14 protein-coding genes and 1 riboswitch are annotated in these 13545 nt (G+C 69.7%); of the genes, 2 read left to right on the top strand and 12 right to left on the bottom strand.

Features of this window, described 5'->3' with window-relative positions; genetic code table 11:
* Window positions 1-15 precede the first annotated feature (15 nt).
* The 4 genes from IOD14_RS09075 to rlmN form a co-directional block, all read right to left on the bottom strand.
* Complete coding sequence (locus IOD14_RS09075; protein ID WP_212670010.1) at window positions 16-1038, bottom strand: ABC transporter ATP-binding protein; 1023 nt, start codon at window positions 1036-1038, stop codon at window positions 16-18.
* Window positions 1038-2702: an iron ABC transporter permease gene (locus IOD14_RS09070; RefSeq protein ID WP_174269249.1), complete on the bottom strand. Its 1665-nt coding sequence runs from the start codon at window positions 2700-2702 to the stop codon at window positions 1038-1040. Before IOD14_RS09070 ends, IOD14_RS09075 begins: the two co-directional genes overlap by 1 nt.
* Window positions 2678-3754 carry a thiamine ABC transporter substrate-binding protein gene (locus IOD14_RS09065; RefSeq protein ID WP_123991884.1) on the bottom strand — a complete coding sequence of 359 codons (1077 nt, stop codon included), beginning with the start codon at window positions 3752-3754 and terminating at the stop codon, window positions 2678-2680. Before IOD14_RS09065 ends, IOD14_RS09070 begins: the two co-directional genes overlap by 25 nt.
* Window positions 3751-3858, bottom strand: a riboswitch (TPP riboswitch). It overlaps the preceding gene by 4 nt.
* 23 nt (window positions 3859-3881) lie before the next feature.
* Window positions 3882-4988 carry a 23S rRNA (adenine(2503)-C(2))-methyltransferase RlmN gene (gene rlmN / locus IOD14_RS09060; protein WP_123991883.1) on the bottom strand — a complete coding sequence of 369 codons (1107 nt, stop codon included), beginning with the start codon at window positions 4986-4988 and terminating at the stop codon, window positions 3882-3884.
* 169 nt (window positions 4989-5157) lie between these two features.
* Between rlmN and IOD14_RS09055 the strand changes: the two genes are divergently transcribed.
* Window positions 5158-5379 carry a hypothetical protein gene (locus tag IOD14_RS09055; protein WP_249126256.1) on the top strand — a complete coding sequence of 74 codons (222 nt, stop codon included), beginning with the start codon at window positions 5158-5160 and terminating at the stop codon, window positions 5377-5379.
* 578 nt (window positions 5380-5957) lie between these two features.
* On the opposite strand, the gene IOD14_RS09050 is transcribed toward IOD14_RS09055, so the two are convergent.
* The 8 genes from IOD14_RS09050 to rpsB all read right to left on the bottom strand — a co-directional run bounded on the left by IOD14_RS09050 (window position 5958) and on the right by rpsB (window position 12690).
* On the bottom strand, window positions 5958-6221 hold the full coding sequence (locus IOD14_RS09050) for a hypothetical protein (protein ID WP_212670008.1): 264 nt from the start codon (window positions 6219-6221) through the stop codon (window positions 5958-5960).
* Entirely contained in the window at window positions 6218-7354 is a 1137-nt protein-coding gene (locus tag IOD14_RS09045; protein WP_212670007.1) for a WXG100 family type VII secretion target, read from the bottom strand. The genes IOD14_RS09050 and IOD14_RS09045 overlap by 4 nt, the downstream gene beginning before the upstream one ends.
* A complete protein-coding gene (locus tag IOD14_RS09040; protein ID WP_249125873.1) occupies window positions 7351-7680 on the bottom strand; it encodes a type VII secretion target in 330 nt (109 codons plus the stop codon). Before IOD14_RS09040 ends, IOD14_RS09045 begins: the two co-directional genes overlap by 4 nt.
* Window positions 7681-7928: 248 nt before the next feature.
* Window positions 7929-9113 (bottom strand): phosphatidate cytidylyltransferase, encoded by a 1185-nt coding sequence (locus IOD14_RS09035; protein WP_123991879.1) that lies wholly within the window; start codon window positions 9111-9113, stop codon window positions 7929-7931.
* The gene (frr, locus tag IOD14_RS09030; protein ID WP_037708751.1) at window positions 9113-9670 is read right to left on the bottom strand and encodes a ribosome recycling factor; all 558 of its coding nucleotides are present in this window, start codon (window positions 9668-9670) and stop codon (window positions 9113-9115) included. The genes IOD14_RS09035 and frr overlap by 1 nt, the downstream gene beginning before the upstream one ends.
* Before the next feature lie 147 nt (window positions 9671-9817).
* Window positions 9818-10576 (bottom strand): UMP kinase, encoded by a 759-nt coding sequence (pyrH, locus tag IOD14_RS09025; protein WP_123991878.1) that lies wholly within the window; start codon window positions 10574-10576, stop codon window positions 9818-9820.
* Window positions 10577-10765: 189 nt separating this feature from the next.
* Window positions 10766-11602 (bottom strand): translation elongation factor Ts, encoded by an 837-nt coding sequence (gene tsf, locus IOD14_RS09020; protein ID WP_123991877.1) that lies wholly within the window; start codon window positions 11600-11602, stop codon window positions 10766-10768.
* A 158-nt stretch (window positions 11603-11760) separates the two neighbouring features.
* Complete coding sequence (rpsB, locus tag IOD14_RS09015) at window positions 11761-12690, bottom strand: 30S ribosomal protein S2 (RefSeq protein WP_123991876.1); 930 nt, start codon at window positions 12688-12690, stop codon at window positions 11761-11763.
* Between the two features lie 272 nt (window positions 12691-12962).
* Between rpsB and IOD14_RS09010 the strand changes: the two genes are divergently transcribed.
* A complete protein-coding gene (locus IOD14_RS09010) occupies window positions 12963-13535 on the top strand; it encodes a M23 family metallopeptidase (RefSeq protein WP_249125872.1) in 573 nt (190 codons plus the stop codon).
* Window positions 13536-13545: the final 10 nt, after the last annotated feature.

Below are 13545 nucleotides of genomic sequence, written 5' to 3'. Positions count from 1 at the left end.
ACGCTGCCGCCCGCGTCAGCCCAGCACGACGATGTCGGCCGCGTCGAACTCCACCCCGACCGCGTCCCCGACCCCCGGCGCCTCCCGCAGCGCGCACGCGGCCTCCAACCGCGGCCCGCCGTCCGCGGGTTGCAGATGTACGGCGACATGGGTGCCCTTGAAGGTGCGCGCGGCGACCGTGCAGCGCAGTCCGTCGTCGGCCGCCACGAGCCGCACTCCCACCGGCCGCACCAGCACGCTCCGGACCCCCTGGGCGGCTCCCGGGGGCACCGGCACCTTGCCCCACACCGTGTCCGCGGCCTCGCCCGTCACCGTCCCCTCGACCACGTTCTCGAAGCCGAGGAAGCGGGCCACGAACTCGTCGGCCGGCCGCTGCCACACCTCAAGCGGCGTACCGGACTGGGCGATCCGCCCGTCCCGCATCACCACGACCCGGTCGGCGAGCGCGAAGGCCTCGCCCTGGTCGTGGGTGACCGCGAGCACGGTGGTGCCCAACCGCCCGAACAGCTCCCGCAGTTCGACCACCAGCCGCTCCCGCAGCGAACGGTCCAGCTGCCCGAGCGGCTCGTCGAGCATCAGCAGCCGGGGCCGGGGGGCAAGTGCCCGGGCCAGCGCGACCCGCTGCTGCTCACCGCCGGACAGCGAGCCGACGGCCCGGCGACCGGCGCCCGGCAGTCCGACGAGGTCGAGCAACTCCCTCACCCGCTCGTCCCGTTGTGCTCTCGCGACGGAGTGCATCCGCAGCCCGAAGGCCACGTTGGCCCCCACGTCCCGCTGCGGGAACAGCTGATGGTCCTGGAACATCAGCCCGACCCCGCGTCGGTGCGCGGGCACCCCGGCCTGGTCGCGCCCGTCGAGCAGCACCCGCCCCTCGTCGAGCGGCTGGAGTCCGGCCACCGCCCGCAGCAGCGTCGACTTGCCGCTGCCGCTCGGCCCGAGCACACACACGATCTCGTGCTCGGCGACATCCAGGCCGACCCCGTCGAGCACGGCCCGCCCGCCGAACCGTACCGTCGCGTCCGCAAGGCTCAGCAGCATCAGAACTCCCCGGTCCGGTCGGTCCGCAGCCGTTCAAGGGCCAGCAGCGCCACCGCGCACACGATCATCAGGATGGTCGAAAGGGCCATCGCCTGGCCGTAGTTGAGATCACCGGCACGTCCGAGCAGCCGGGCCACGGCGACCGGCAGGGTGGGGTTGTCGGGCCGTGCGATGAACACGGTCGCCCCGAACTCGCCCAGCGACACGGCGAAGGCGAAGCCCGCCGCGATCAGCAGCGCCCGCCGCACCATGGGCAGGTCGATCTCCCGCCACACCCGCCACGGCGAGGCCCCGAGCACGGCCGCGGCCTCCCGCAGCCGGTGGTCCACGGCCCGCAGCACCGGCAGCATGGTCCGCACGACGAACGGCACCCCGACCAGCGCCTGCGCGAGCGGCACCAGGATCCAGGACTGTCTGAGGTCCAGCGGCGGCTCGTCGAGGGAGATCAGGAACCCGAAGCCGACGGTCACCGCGGACACCCCGAGCGGCAGCATCAGCAGCGCGTCGAAGCCCCGTACGAACCGCCCCGCGTCCCGCCTGGTCAACGCGGCCGCCGCGAGCCCTCCGATCGCCACCGCGATGGCGGTCGCGGCGAGGGCGTACTCCAGCGAGTTCCCGACCGCCTCGATCGGCGGGACGAGGAAGACCCCGCCGTCGGAGCTCGTCAGCGCCCGGTAGTAGCCGAAGTCGGGTGCGTCGAGCGACCGCTGGACCAGCACGGCGAGCGGCAGCAGCAGGAGTACGGCGATGATCGCGACGACCCCGGCCAGCAGCGACCGCTCCCCCGCCCCGCGCGGCCGCCGGGCGGTGCCGGAGGCGTCCACGAGCCGCAGGGCCGTCTCCCGGCGTCGTACCGTCCACGCGTGCAGGGCGAGGACCGCGCCCACCGCGACGAACTGGATGAGCGTCAGCACGGCGGCCGTGGAGAGGTCGAAGATCTCGGAGGTCTGGCGGTAGATCTCCACTTCGAGGGTGGAGAAGGTCGGCCCGCCGAGGATCTGGACCACGCCGAAGGAGGTGAAGGTGAACAGGAAGACCATCAGCGCGGCGGCGGCCACGGCCGGCCCGAGCGCCGGGAGGGTGACCGTCCGCCAGGCCGCGAGCCTGGACGCGCCCAGCATCCGCGCGGCCTCCTCCTGACGCGGGTCGAGCTGGGCCCACAGTCCGCCGACGGTCCGTACGACGACCGCGTAGTTGAAGAAGACGTGCGCGAGCAGGATCGCCCACACGGTGGTGTCCAGCCGTACGCCCCACAGCTCGTCCAGCAGTCCGCCGCGGCCGACCAGCGCCAGGAAGGCCGTGCCGACGACGACGGTCGGCAGGACGAAGGGGACGGTGACCACGGCCCGCAGGATCTGCTTGCCGGGGAAGTCGAAGCGCGCGAAGACGTACGCGCCGGGGAGCGCGATCAGCAGCGTGAGCACGGTGGAGGCGAGCGCCTGCCAGGTGGTGAACCACAGGACGTGCCGGATGTCCGGCTGGGTGAGGACGTCGGTGATCCTGCCGAGCTGCCACGTCCCGTCGGTCTTGAGGCCGCGCGTGACGATCGCGGCGACGGGATAGGCGAAGAAGACGGCGAAGAACGCGACGGGCACGGCCATGAGACCGAGCCGCGCCGCGCTGCCCCTGCGCCTGCCGGCTACCTCAGTACGAGCGAGGTCCACGACTTGACCCAGTCGTCACGGTTGTCGGCGATCTTGGCCGGATCCATGGTCTCGGGATCCTTGGCCTGCGGACCGTACTCGGTGAACTCGGCCGGTACCGCGGCCCCCTCCACCACCGGATAGACGAACATGTTGAGCGGCATGTCCTGCTGGAACTCCTTGGTGAGCAGGAAGTCCAGGAACGCCTTGCCGCCCTTGCTGTTCTTGGCGTTGCTGAGCAGCCCGGCGTACTCGATCTGCCGGAAGCAGGTGCCGTCGGCGACCCCGGTGGGCGCGGTCTTCGGCCTCGGGTCGGCGTAGATCACCTCGGCGGGCGGCGAGGAGGCGTAGGAGACGACGAGCGGCCGATCGGCCTTGGCCTTCTTGCCGCCGGCCGACCCGGAGAACTCCTCGTTGTAGGCCTGCTCCCAGCCGTCGACGACCTTGACGCCGTTGTCCTTGAGCTTCTTCCAGTAACCCTGCCAGCCGTCGTCCCCGTACTTCGCGGCGGACCCGAGCAGGAATCCGAGCCCCGGTGAGGACGTGGAGGCGTTCTCGGTGACGAGGAGGTTCTTGTAGGCGGGCTTGATCAGATCGTCGTACGACGTCGGCGGCTGGAGCTTGTGCGCGGTGAACCAGGCCTTGTCGTAGTTGACGCAGATGTCGCCGGTGTCGATGGGCGTGACCCGGTGCTTGTCCTGGTCGGCCCGGTACTCGGCCTTGATCCGGTCGGCGCCCTTCGCCTCGTACGACTGGAAGAGGCCGTTGTCGAGCGCGCGGGAGAGCAGGGTGTTGTCGACGCCGAAGAAGACGTCGCCCTGCGGGTTGTCCTTGGTGAGGATGGCCTTGTTGACGGCCTGCCCGGCGTCGCCGTCCTCCAGGACCTTGACCTTGTAGCCGGACTTCTTCTCGAAGTCGGCCAGGACGTTCTTGGAGACGGCCCAGGAGTCGTGGCTGACGAGGGTGACGGTCTTGGAGTCGCCGCCACTGCTGTCGTCGGACGAGGACCCGCAGGCGGACAGCGTGACGAGACCGAGGCCGACCACGGCAGCGAGAAGCTTCTTGTTGTTCACGGTGATGACCGAACTTCCTACCCAGAATGACCTGGGCGAGGTTCAGAGGGTCTGCGGCCCGATTGCCGCACTCTCAGCGCTGTGGCGCTCCCCTGTCGGATATGAAGGTGTACGTACGTTCGTCAGACTACCGCTCGGTGGCCGCGAGCTGGCCACAGGCCCCGTCGATCTCCTGACCACGGGTGTCCCGGACGGTCACCGGCACACCGTGCGCGGCGATCGCCTCGACGAAGGCCTTCTCGTCCTCGGGCCGCGACGCGGTCCACTTCGACCCCGGGGTCGGGTTCAGCGGGATGAGGTTGACGTGCACGGGCTTGCCCCGGAGCAGCCGCCCGAGCCGGTCACCGCGCCAGGCCTGGTCGTTGATGTCCCGGATGAGCGCGTACTCGATGCTGAGCCGCCGTCCGGACTTCTCGACGTACTCGAACCCGGCGTCGAGGACCTCGCGCACCTTCCACCGCGTGTTCACGGGGACGAGGGTGTCGCGCAGTTCGTCATCGGGAGCGTGGAGCGAGATCGCGAGCCGGCACTTGAAGCCTTCGTCGGCGAACCGGTGAATGGCGGGCACGAGCCCGACGGTCGACACGGTGATGCCGCGCTGCGACAGCCCGAGCCCGTCCGGCGCGGGATCGGTGAGCGCGCGGATGGCGGTGACGACCCGCTTGTAGTTGGCGAGGGGCTCGCCCATCCCCATGAAGACGATGTTGGACAGCCGCGCAGGACCCCCGGGGACCTCCCCGTCCCTGAGCGCCCGCATCCCGTCGACGATCTGATGGACGATCTCGGCCGCGGACAGATTGCGATCCAGCCCGGCCTGTCCCGTCGCACAGAAGGGACAGTTCATCCCGCACCCGGCCTGCGAGCTGATGCACATGGTCACCCGGTCCGGGTACCGCATCAGCACCGACTCCACGAGCGTCCCGTCGAACAGCCGCCACAGCGTCTTGCGCGTGGTCCCCTGGTCGGTCGACAGATGCCGTACGACGGTCATGAGCTCGGGAAGCAACGCCTCCTGGAGCTTCCCGCGCGCACCGGCCGGGATGTCCGTCCACTCCGCCGGGTCGTGCGCGTACCGCGCGAAGTAGTGCTGCGAGAGCTGCTTGGCACGAAACGGCTTCTCCCCGATCTCGGCAACAGCCTCTTTGCGCTCGGCAGGCGTGAGATCGGCAAGGTGCCGCGGCGGCTTCTTGGCTCCGCGGGGGGCGACGAAAGTGAGTTCTCCGGGTGCAGGCATAACCCTTCCAGTGTGGCAGATCAACGCGGGGGGCCCGGGCCACAGCGGGGTGGGGGTGGTCACCTGTGGGCGCCGGCTGTCGTCGTGGCCGGCTTCGGACGGTCCGGTTGCGGCCCAGGAGCCGTGCCGCCGGGGATGGGATGATCTCCCCGGAGGGGTGCGCGTGGACATGCTCGAACTGATGGAGTGGCTGGCCGAGCGCGGAGTCACGGCTTTCTTCAAGGTCGACGGTGACCGCATGGTCGAGGGACGGGCGGCATGGATGGTCATCGTCAGCGGCGGGCCCCTCGGCGAGGAGTCGTTCTTCCGGGCCGACCTGACCACGCCGGACGCCTGCCTCGACTCGTTGCTCGCTCACCTGGGGAGCAAGGGCCTGTCGCCGTTCGCATGATCTGCCGGGGTCTGCTCGGCAGATCAGTCGGCCGTCGGAGGCTGATGGCGGTCGGCTACGGGTGCAGTGGCTGCTGTACCTCCTTGCTGCACAGCGCGCTTCGCCGCCGCGTTCCCGACATGAGCCTCACGCCGCAGCCGACGCTCGTATTCCGCGATCTGCAGGGGTACGGGCCTGCTGGTCGCAGCTCGGATAATCCGCTCGCGCTCCTGATCCACCAGGAAAGGGCCGTTCCCGCCGAGTGAGGGCCGTTGGCCGGCGGGACGACCGATGTCCTGTCGCGCGCACCAATAGAACACCCACCCGAACGACACGGGTTCAACCCTGGAGATGGCGAGCTCTAGGTGTGTCGCTCTTTCGGCCTGCGCGAGCTCCGCCAGAACGAGCCCCCGTGCTTCGTCTTCAGTGAGCATCTGCCCAGCGTCTCAGAGGGGGCCACACGAAGGTCCGCTCGTGTCGGTTGAGCCGGCGGGACGCTTGCCGAGAACACCCTCCAGCTCGACGGCGACACCCTTCGTGTCACCACTCGGGGCTCAGGCATGGCCGTACCCGTGCCGCAGATCATTCCGGAACCGCGTTCAGAGGATCCACAGGCCGAAGGCCGCGATCGCGAGGCCGATGGCCACGAAGAAGAAGGCGGTGAGGGTGACCGGGAGTGCCTGGCCTCGGCGGCGGGCGGGGTCCAGGCCGCGGTAGGTGCTGACCGCCGCGTAGATGCCGATCAGGGCGAGCGCGCTGCCGATGACGAGGGCGACGAAGCCGAGGAAGCCGGACCATGTGGAGGGGTGATCCGGGTTGGGGGTGACCACGGCCGCGAGGGCCGCTCCGCCGAGGGGGCTCACTTGTCGTTCTCGTCCTTCGTCAGGTTCTGGATGTCGGACTCGATGCCGGAGGCGGCTGCGTAGACGCCGGTGTTGAGCGTGGTGCCCACGGTGTTCCTGAACGCTCCGTCCGCGAGCCTTCCCCGGTCGCTCAGGTGTTCCCCGCCGAGGCTGCCGTGCTCCTCCAGCGCATGGTTGACCCCGTGGTTCTGGGCGTTTCCGGCGGCACCGGCGACGGCGTTGGTCAGCGCGTCCTGCCCCATGGTCGAGGCGTCCTGACTGTTCGCGTAGTCGGCCGTCAGACCACCGCTCACGTTGCCGAGCGCCCCGTTGACCGCGGTGCCGAGCAGGCCCTCCCCTCTCAGGAGGTCTCCGGCCACCCCCGTGACCCGGGCCCCGATCGCGCCGGCTCCCGCGGTGAACCCGGCCGTGCCGCCCGCGAGCAGCGCGCCGTTCCTCAGGTCGGCGCCCACGGTCACCGGCTGCCCGTTGACGGCCTGGGTCACCATCAGGCTTCCCGAGTCCGCCACGAAGTTCGTCGCGAAGCTCTCCAGCCCCGTCTTGGCGAAGCTCGCGCTGACCCTGGCGACGGCCGTGAGCATCCGCTCCAGCGTGGCGACCGTCTCCGCGCTGAGCCCCGAGAACCGCTCCAGGAGGCCCGCCACCCGCTCCGCCGCCGACGTGAACAGCTTGACCAGGTCCACGACCTTGGCGACCCGCTCCGCCACCGCCGTGTTCGCGACGAGGTCGGAGATGAAGCCGGTGAAGAACGACAGCGCGACCCCGGCGATCTCCATCTCGGCGATCTCGACACAGATGTCGATGATCTCCTTGTTGATCCCGTCGATCTCGTCGGCGTAGGAGCGCAGCCCGTCGGCGACATGGTGGAAGTTGCCGGCGACGTCCTGGATCACCCTCCTCTGCTCGGCCCAGTGGCTCTCGAAGGCGTCCCGGGCGGCCCCGTGCCAGCCCTGCCGGTCGACTCCGGCGATTGCGACGTCCAGGGCCCGTACGACGTCCGTCAGTTCGGTGCCCATGGTGTCCCAGGCCCGGGCGATGGACCGGAGCGTGTCACCGTCTCCGCCAGGGAGTTCCACACCGGCGGCCTGCAGGATCTCCAGGACCTTGCCGTCGATCCAGCTGTTGATGCTCACGGACGGCCTCCCGAGGCCGCGGAGTGCAGATAGCCGAGGGCGGTGCGGTCCGAGTCGGCGTAGTGCGTGGCGTTCAGTCTGAGCCGGTCACCGTCGGTCCTGAGCACCTCCGGAAGATGCCCGATCGCCTTCACCGTGCTCTCCAGCAACTGCCGGTACTTCTCGGTCGCCCCGTCGCAGATCCCCAGCAGCCCGAACGCCTGCCCGATCTCCGCCGCGCTCCCCGAGAACGCCCCGATCGGCCCGGCAAGCCCCGTCGCCTCCCGGTCGAACCTGCCCGCCAGATCCGTCAACGTCTCGGGGTCCACCCCGAACTGCCCGCTCATCCTGTTCCCCCGTTCGAAAACCGACGCGGCGGTCAGCATCCCGGACGAACTCCCGCGGAAACGGCTCCTTTTACGTATGCGAAGCAAGGCCTGACACACAATTTGCGCCACCCTGGCCTCCGCCATGCCTACGTGACGGATCTCCGCCAAGGCTGCGACGACGGACCCCGCCACGCCTGCGGTGACCAACGCAAAGGGGCGGCAGCCGTCGCTACCGCCCCTCGCCCGACTTCGTACGTCCTCGTACGTCAGCCGCTGCCCACGAACAGCACCATCAGCAGCCACACCACGGGAGCCGTCGGCAGCAGGGAGTCCAGGCGGTCCATGATGCCGCCGTGGCCCGGCAGCAGCGTGCCCATGTCCTTGATGCCGAGGTCCCGCTTGATCATCGACTCGCCGAGGTCACCCAGCGTCGCGCTGGCCGCCACCGCGAGGCCCAGGAGCAGGCCCTGCCACCAGCGGCCGTCGTCGATCAGGAACTCCATGCACAGCGCGCCCGCAGCCATCGCGAACGCCACCGCTCCGACCAGGCCCTCCCGGGTCTTGCCGGGGCTGATGCGCGGCGCGAGCTTGTGGGTGCCGAAGCGCCAGCCGACTGCGTAGGCCCCGGTGTCGCTGACGACGGTCAGGAGCAGGAAGGTCAGAACGCGTGCCGCTCCGTCCTCGGCCGTCAGCATCATGGCGACGAACGTGGCCAGGAACGGGACGTAGAACGCCGCGAAGACACCGGCGGTGACGTCCTTGAGGTAGCCCTCCGGCGGCTCCGTCATCCGCCAGACGAGGACCGCCAGCGCCGTGAGCGCCATGGCGACCCAGGCCCCCTCGGCGCCCCGGACGTACCCGGCGACGACCATCGCGGCCCCGCCGAGCGCCAGCGGCACCAGCGGCGCCTTGATGCCCTTGCGCTCCTCCAGCCGCTTGGTCAGCTCCCACAGGCCCACCACGACGGCGACCGCTATCACGCCGACGAAGGCGGCCTTGACGAAGAACAGCGAGGCGATGATCACCGCGCCGAGTCCGACGCCGACCCCTATGGCCGCACCCAGGTCCCGCCCCGCGCTCTTCTTCTGCGGCGCGGGCGCCGGCTGCGAGGCATCGGGCATGGGCTCCGGATTCTGCTTCTGCGGCGCCGCCGCGTAGGGCTGCGCCGGCGCTGTCTCGTCACGGAACATTTCGTTCCGGAACGTCTCGTCGCGGAACGTCTCGTCCCGGAACAAGGGACCGCTCAGCCGAGCGGCCCCCCGGTCGTCATCCTGGTCGTCGCCGTGTCGGGGTACGACGGGTCCGTCGGGCACGATGGGCATGGGGCGAGTGTGCTGCGCGTCATGCGCATCGTACGCGGGACCCGCCGGGGCAGCCCCCTGGACAGGCCCCTGGTCGGACGGCCCCCAGTACCCGGCGTGTGGCGGAGTCGCCCAGGAAGAGTCGTTCATCAGACCTCGAGAAGCTCCGCTTCCTTGTGCTTGAGGAGCTCGTCCACCTGGGCGACGTACTTGTGCGTCGCGTCGTCGAGCTCCTTCTCAGCACGGCGGCCCTCGTCCTCGCCGACCTCGCCGTCCTTGACGAGCTTGTCGATCGCGTCCTTGGCCTTGCGGCGGACCGAGCGGATGGACACGCGCGAGTCCTCGGCCTTGCCCCGGGCCACCTTGATGTAGTCGCGGCGGCGCTCCTCGGTGAGCTCGGGGAACACCACTCGGATGATGTTGCCGTCGTTGCTCGGGTTGACGCCCAGGTCGGAGTCGCGGATCGCCTGCTCGATGTTGCGCAGGGCGGTCTTGTCGAACGGGGTCACCACGGCCATGCGCGGCTCCGGCACGGAGAACGAAGCCAGCTGGTTGATCGGCGTCGGCGCGCCGTAGTAGTCGGCCACGATCTTGTTGAACATCGCCGGGTGCGCACGACCGGTGCGGATCGCGGCGAAGTCCTCCTTGGCGACCACGACGGCCTTCTCCATCTTCTCCTCGGCCTCGAGGAGGGTCTCTTCGATCACCACTTGCTCCTGCGTGTCTTGAGTAGGCCCGGCTGCTGTTCCGTATACGTGGGGGCGGCGGCCGGCTGCGTCGCGTCTTCTTCCTGCACGGTTCCCGACCGGCAGGACATTGTCCATCCCCCGGTCAGGGACCGGGTGTGTCCCGGGTCAGTCCCGGCTGCCCTGATCACCCACAAGCGTGCCGATCTTCTCACCCTTGACGGCGCGCGCGATATTGCCCTCCGCCAGGAGCTCGAACACCAGGATCGGGAGCTTGTTGTCGCGGCACAGCGTGACGGCGGTGGCGTCGGCGACCTTGAGGTCGCGGGTGATGACCTCGCCGTAGCCGAGGGCGTCGAACTTGACCGCGTCGGGGTTGGTCTTCGGATCGGAGTCGTAGACCCCGTCCACGCCGTTCTTGCCCATGAGCAGCGCCTCGGCGTCGATCTCCAGGGCGCGCTGGGCGGCGGTGGTGTCGGTGGAGAAGTACGGCATGCCCATACCGGCGCCGAAGATGACCACGCGGCCCTTCTCCAGGTGGCGCACGGCCCGCAGCGGGATGTAGGGCTCGGCGACCTGGCCCATGGTGATGGCCGTCTGCACCCGGCTGTCGATGCCCTCCTTCTCCAGGAAGTCCTGGAGCGCGAGGCAGTTCATCACGGTGCCGAGCATGCCCATGTAGTCGGAGCGGGCCCGGTCCATGCCGCGCTGCTGAAGCTCGGCGCCGCGGAAGAAGTTGCCACCGCCGATCACGACGGCGATCTCGGCGCCGTCCCGGACGACGGCGGCGATCTCACGGGCGATCTTGTGCACCACGTCGGGGTCCACACCCAGGCCCCCGCCACCGGCGAACGCCTCTCCGGACAGCTTCAGCAGAAACCGGCCGTGCACTTTGCCGTCGTCGCTCTTCTGGGCCTTGGTGGTCATGGGGATCCCGCCTCTTTCACCTGTCGCACATACGAAGAAGGCCATTGCCGGTTGGGAACTGGTTCGCATCCCATGCGCGGCAATGGCCTCCTCGTCAGATCTGCTGTCGTCCGCCACGCGCGTGCGTGGCGGCGTACCGGACGACTGCTGACGACCCTATCGGGCCCGCGCGTCGCTCGCGGTACGGACTCAGATGCCGACCTTGATGCGCGTGAAGCGCTTCAGGGTGACACCGGCCTCGTCCAGAACCTTCTGGACCGACTTCTTGTTGTCCAGCGCGTACGGCTGACCGAGCAGCGTGGCGTCCTTGAAGAAGCCGTTGAGGCGACCCTCGACGATCTTCGGCAGGGCGGCCTCGGGCTTGCCCTCGGCGCGGGTGGTCTCCTCGGCGACGCGACGCTCGGACTCGACGACCTCGGCCGGCACGTCCTCCTTGGAGAGGTACTTCGGCGCGAAGGCGGCGATGTGCTGGGCGACACCGCGGGCGACCTCGGCGTTCGGCTTGTCCAGCTCGACGAGGACACCGATCTGCGGGGGCAGGTCGGGCATCGTGCGGTGCATGTACGCGGTCACGAAGCCGTCGGCGAACTGCGCGAAGCGGTCCAGGACGATCTTCTCGCCGAGGTTGGCGTTGGCCTCGTCCACGAACGCCTGGACGGTCTTGCCGGCCTCGATCTCGGAGGCGAGCAGGGCCTCCAGGTCGGCCGGGGAGGTCGCGGCGACGTGCTGCGCGATCTGGTTGGCCACGGCCTGGAACTTCTCGCCCTTGGCGACGAAGTCCGTCTCGCACTTGAGCTCGACCAGGACACCGGAGGAGTTGTCGTCGGCGATGATCGAGACCACGGCGCCGTTCTCGGCGGAGCGGCCCTCGCGCTTGGCGACGCCCTTCTGGCCCTTGATCCGGAGCGCCTCGACAGCCTTCTCGACGTCGCCCTCGGCCTCGTCCAGCGCCTTCTTGCAGTCCATCATGCCGGCGCCCGTGAGCTCACGGAGCTTCTTGACGTCGGCGGCGGTGTAGTTCGCCATGAGTCTGTGAATCTTTCTCGAAGTCTGGAAGATCGAAGATCTACGGGGTCTGCGGCCCCCATCTAGCCCGGGGCCGCCGACTCTCCGCTGACCTACGGGTGAACGGCGGGAGCGGAGTTGATGCCCCCGCTCCCGCCGTCACCGCTGACGCTGACGGGTCAGGCCTGCTCGGCGTCCGCGGCCGGAGCGGCCTCGGTGGCCTCAGCGGCCGGAGCCTCGGCGGCGGGGGCCTCGGCAGCCGGGGCCTCAGCGGCGGGAGCCTCGGCAGCCTCCGCGGCCGGAGCAGCCTCGGCGGGAGCCTCCTCGGCCTTCTTCTCGCCACCCTCGAGCAGGTCGCGCTCCCACTCGGCGAGCGGCTCGCCCGCGGCCTTCTCACCCTTGTCACCGGTGGCGACGCGCGAGCGGCTGATGAGGCCCTCGGCGACGGCGTCGGCGATCACACGGGTGAGCAGGGTGACGGAGCGGATCGCGTCGTCGTTGCCCGGGATCTTGTAGTCGACCTCGTCGGGGTCGCAGTTGGTGTCGAGGATGGCGACGACCGGAATGTTGAGCTTCCGGGCCTCGCCGACCGCGATGTGCTCCTTCTTGGTGTCCACGATCCAGACGGCGCTGGGCACCTTCTGCATCTCGCGGATACCACCGAGGGTCTTCTCGAGCTTGGCCTTCTCACGCGAGAGGACCAGGAGCTCCTTCTTCGTCAGACCCGAAGCGGCGACGTCCTCGAAGTCGATCTGCTCGAGCTCCTTGAGGCGCTGCAGACGCTTGTAGACGGTCGAGAAGTTGGTGAGCATGCCGCCCAGCCAGCGCTGGTTGACGTAGGGCATGCCGACGCGGGTGGCCTGCTCGGCGATGGCCTCCTGCGCCTGCTTCTTCGTGCCGACGAACATGACCGTGCCGCCGTGGGCGACGGTCTCCTTGACGAACTCGTAGGCGCGGTCGATGTACGACAGCGACTGGAGCAGGTCGATGATGTAGATGCCGTTGCGCTCCGTGAAGATGAAGCGCTTCATCTTCGGGTTCCAACGACGGGTCTGGTGACCGAAGTGGACGCCGCTTTCCAGCAGCTCCCGCATCGTGACGACGGCCATGGCCGTTCTCCTTGGTGTTCTCGGTTGTACCGCGGGTACCGGAGGGCACTCGCGCCTGACGCCCGCGACGCGCCTTGCCACAGAGGACCGAGAGGCGCTGACACCGACCGCATGACGGCGTGGTGTCGGGGCGTGCGAAGTCGACCCGGTGACCCGGATCGCCAGAAGAAGTGTACGGGACCCGCGAGGTACCGGGTGACGCCGCTGTCCACAACCGGGCAGCGGTCCACAGGTCCCGGCCGTGATCAGGGCGGGTGCGGCACGGTTTCCGCATGCGAGCGAAGCGATACGGACGATGCGGTGCGTGGCTGGTGCTGGGGTTTCTGCTGTTTCTGACGGCGCCGGCGCCCGGTCCGGAGCAGGCCCTCCTCGCACCGGCGGCCACGGACACCTCGGTACCGGCTCTCGGCCGCGCCTGGCCGGTGGGCGCGCGTCCGGCGGTCCTGCGCGGCTGGGAGCCCCCGGCGACGGTGTACGGCCGCGGCCACCGGGGCGTGGACCTGGCGGCGCCTCCGGGAGCCCCGGTACGTGCGGTGGCGACCGGTCGGGTGTCCTTCGCGGGCCGCGTGGCGGGAAAGGGGGTGGTCTCGGTGGAACTGACGGGCACAGACCTTCGAACGACCTACGAACCGGTGACGGCGTCGGTGGAGAAGGGCGACGAGGTGACCGCGGGCGAGGTGGTGGGGGTGGTGGAGCCGACGGGCTCCCACTGCCCGAGCACCTGCGTGCACTGGGGCCTGCTGAGAGGCGAGACCTACCTGGATCCGCTGTCGCTGCTCCCCCCGTGGCTGTTGCGCAGGGGCCCGTCGAGACTGCTCCCGGTCCTGGGCGTCCCTCTTCCCTAGGTCCCGTCTG

The organism is Streptomyces sp. A2-16 (assembly GCF_018128905.1).
GTDB lineage: Bacteria > Actinomycetota > Actinomycetes > Streptomycetales > Streptomycetaceae > Streptomyces.
Note: the sequence above shows the minus strand (reverse complement) of the source record. Positions and strands in the feature narration are given on the sequence as shown.

Coding starts and splice junctions, on each gene's coding strand:
- tsf (WP_123991877.1), bottom strand. CDS start 11,602: ATGGCGAACTACACCGCCGCCGACGTCAAGAAGCTCCGTGAGCTCACG.
- rpsB (WP_123991876.1), bottom strand. CDS start 12,690: ATGGCCGTCGTCACGATGCGGGAGCTGCTGGAAAGCGGCGTCCACTTC.
- pyrH (WP_123991878.1), bottom strand. CDS start 10,576: ATGACCACCAAGGCCCAGAAGAGCGACGACGGCAAAGTGCACGGCCGG.
- IOD14_RS09075 (WP_212670010.1), bottom strand. CDS start 1,038: ATGCTGCTGAGCCTTGCGGACGCGACGGTACGGTTCGGCGGGCGGGCC.
- IOD14_RS09010 (WP_249125872.1), top strand. CDS start 12,963: ATGCGAGCGAAGCGATACGGACGATGCGGTGCGTGGCTGGTGCTGGGG.
- IOD14_RS09035 (WP_123991879.1), bottom strand. CDS start 9,113: ATGAACGACTCTTCCTGGGCGACTCCGCCACACGCCGGGTACTGGGGG.
- IOD14_RS09055 (WP_249126256.1), top strand. CDS start 5,158: ATGCTCGAACTGATGGAGTGGCTGGCCGAGCGCGGAGTCACGGCTTTC.
- rlmN (WP_123991883.1), bottom strand. CDS start 4,988: ATGCCTGCACCCGGAGAACTCACTTTCGTCGCCCCCCGCGGAGCCAAG.
- IOD14_RS09040 (WP_249125873.1), bottom strand. CDS start 7,680: ATGAGCGGGCAGTTCGGGGTGGACCCCGAGACGTTGACGGATCTGGCG.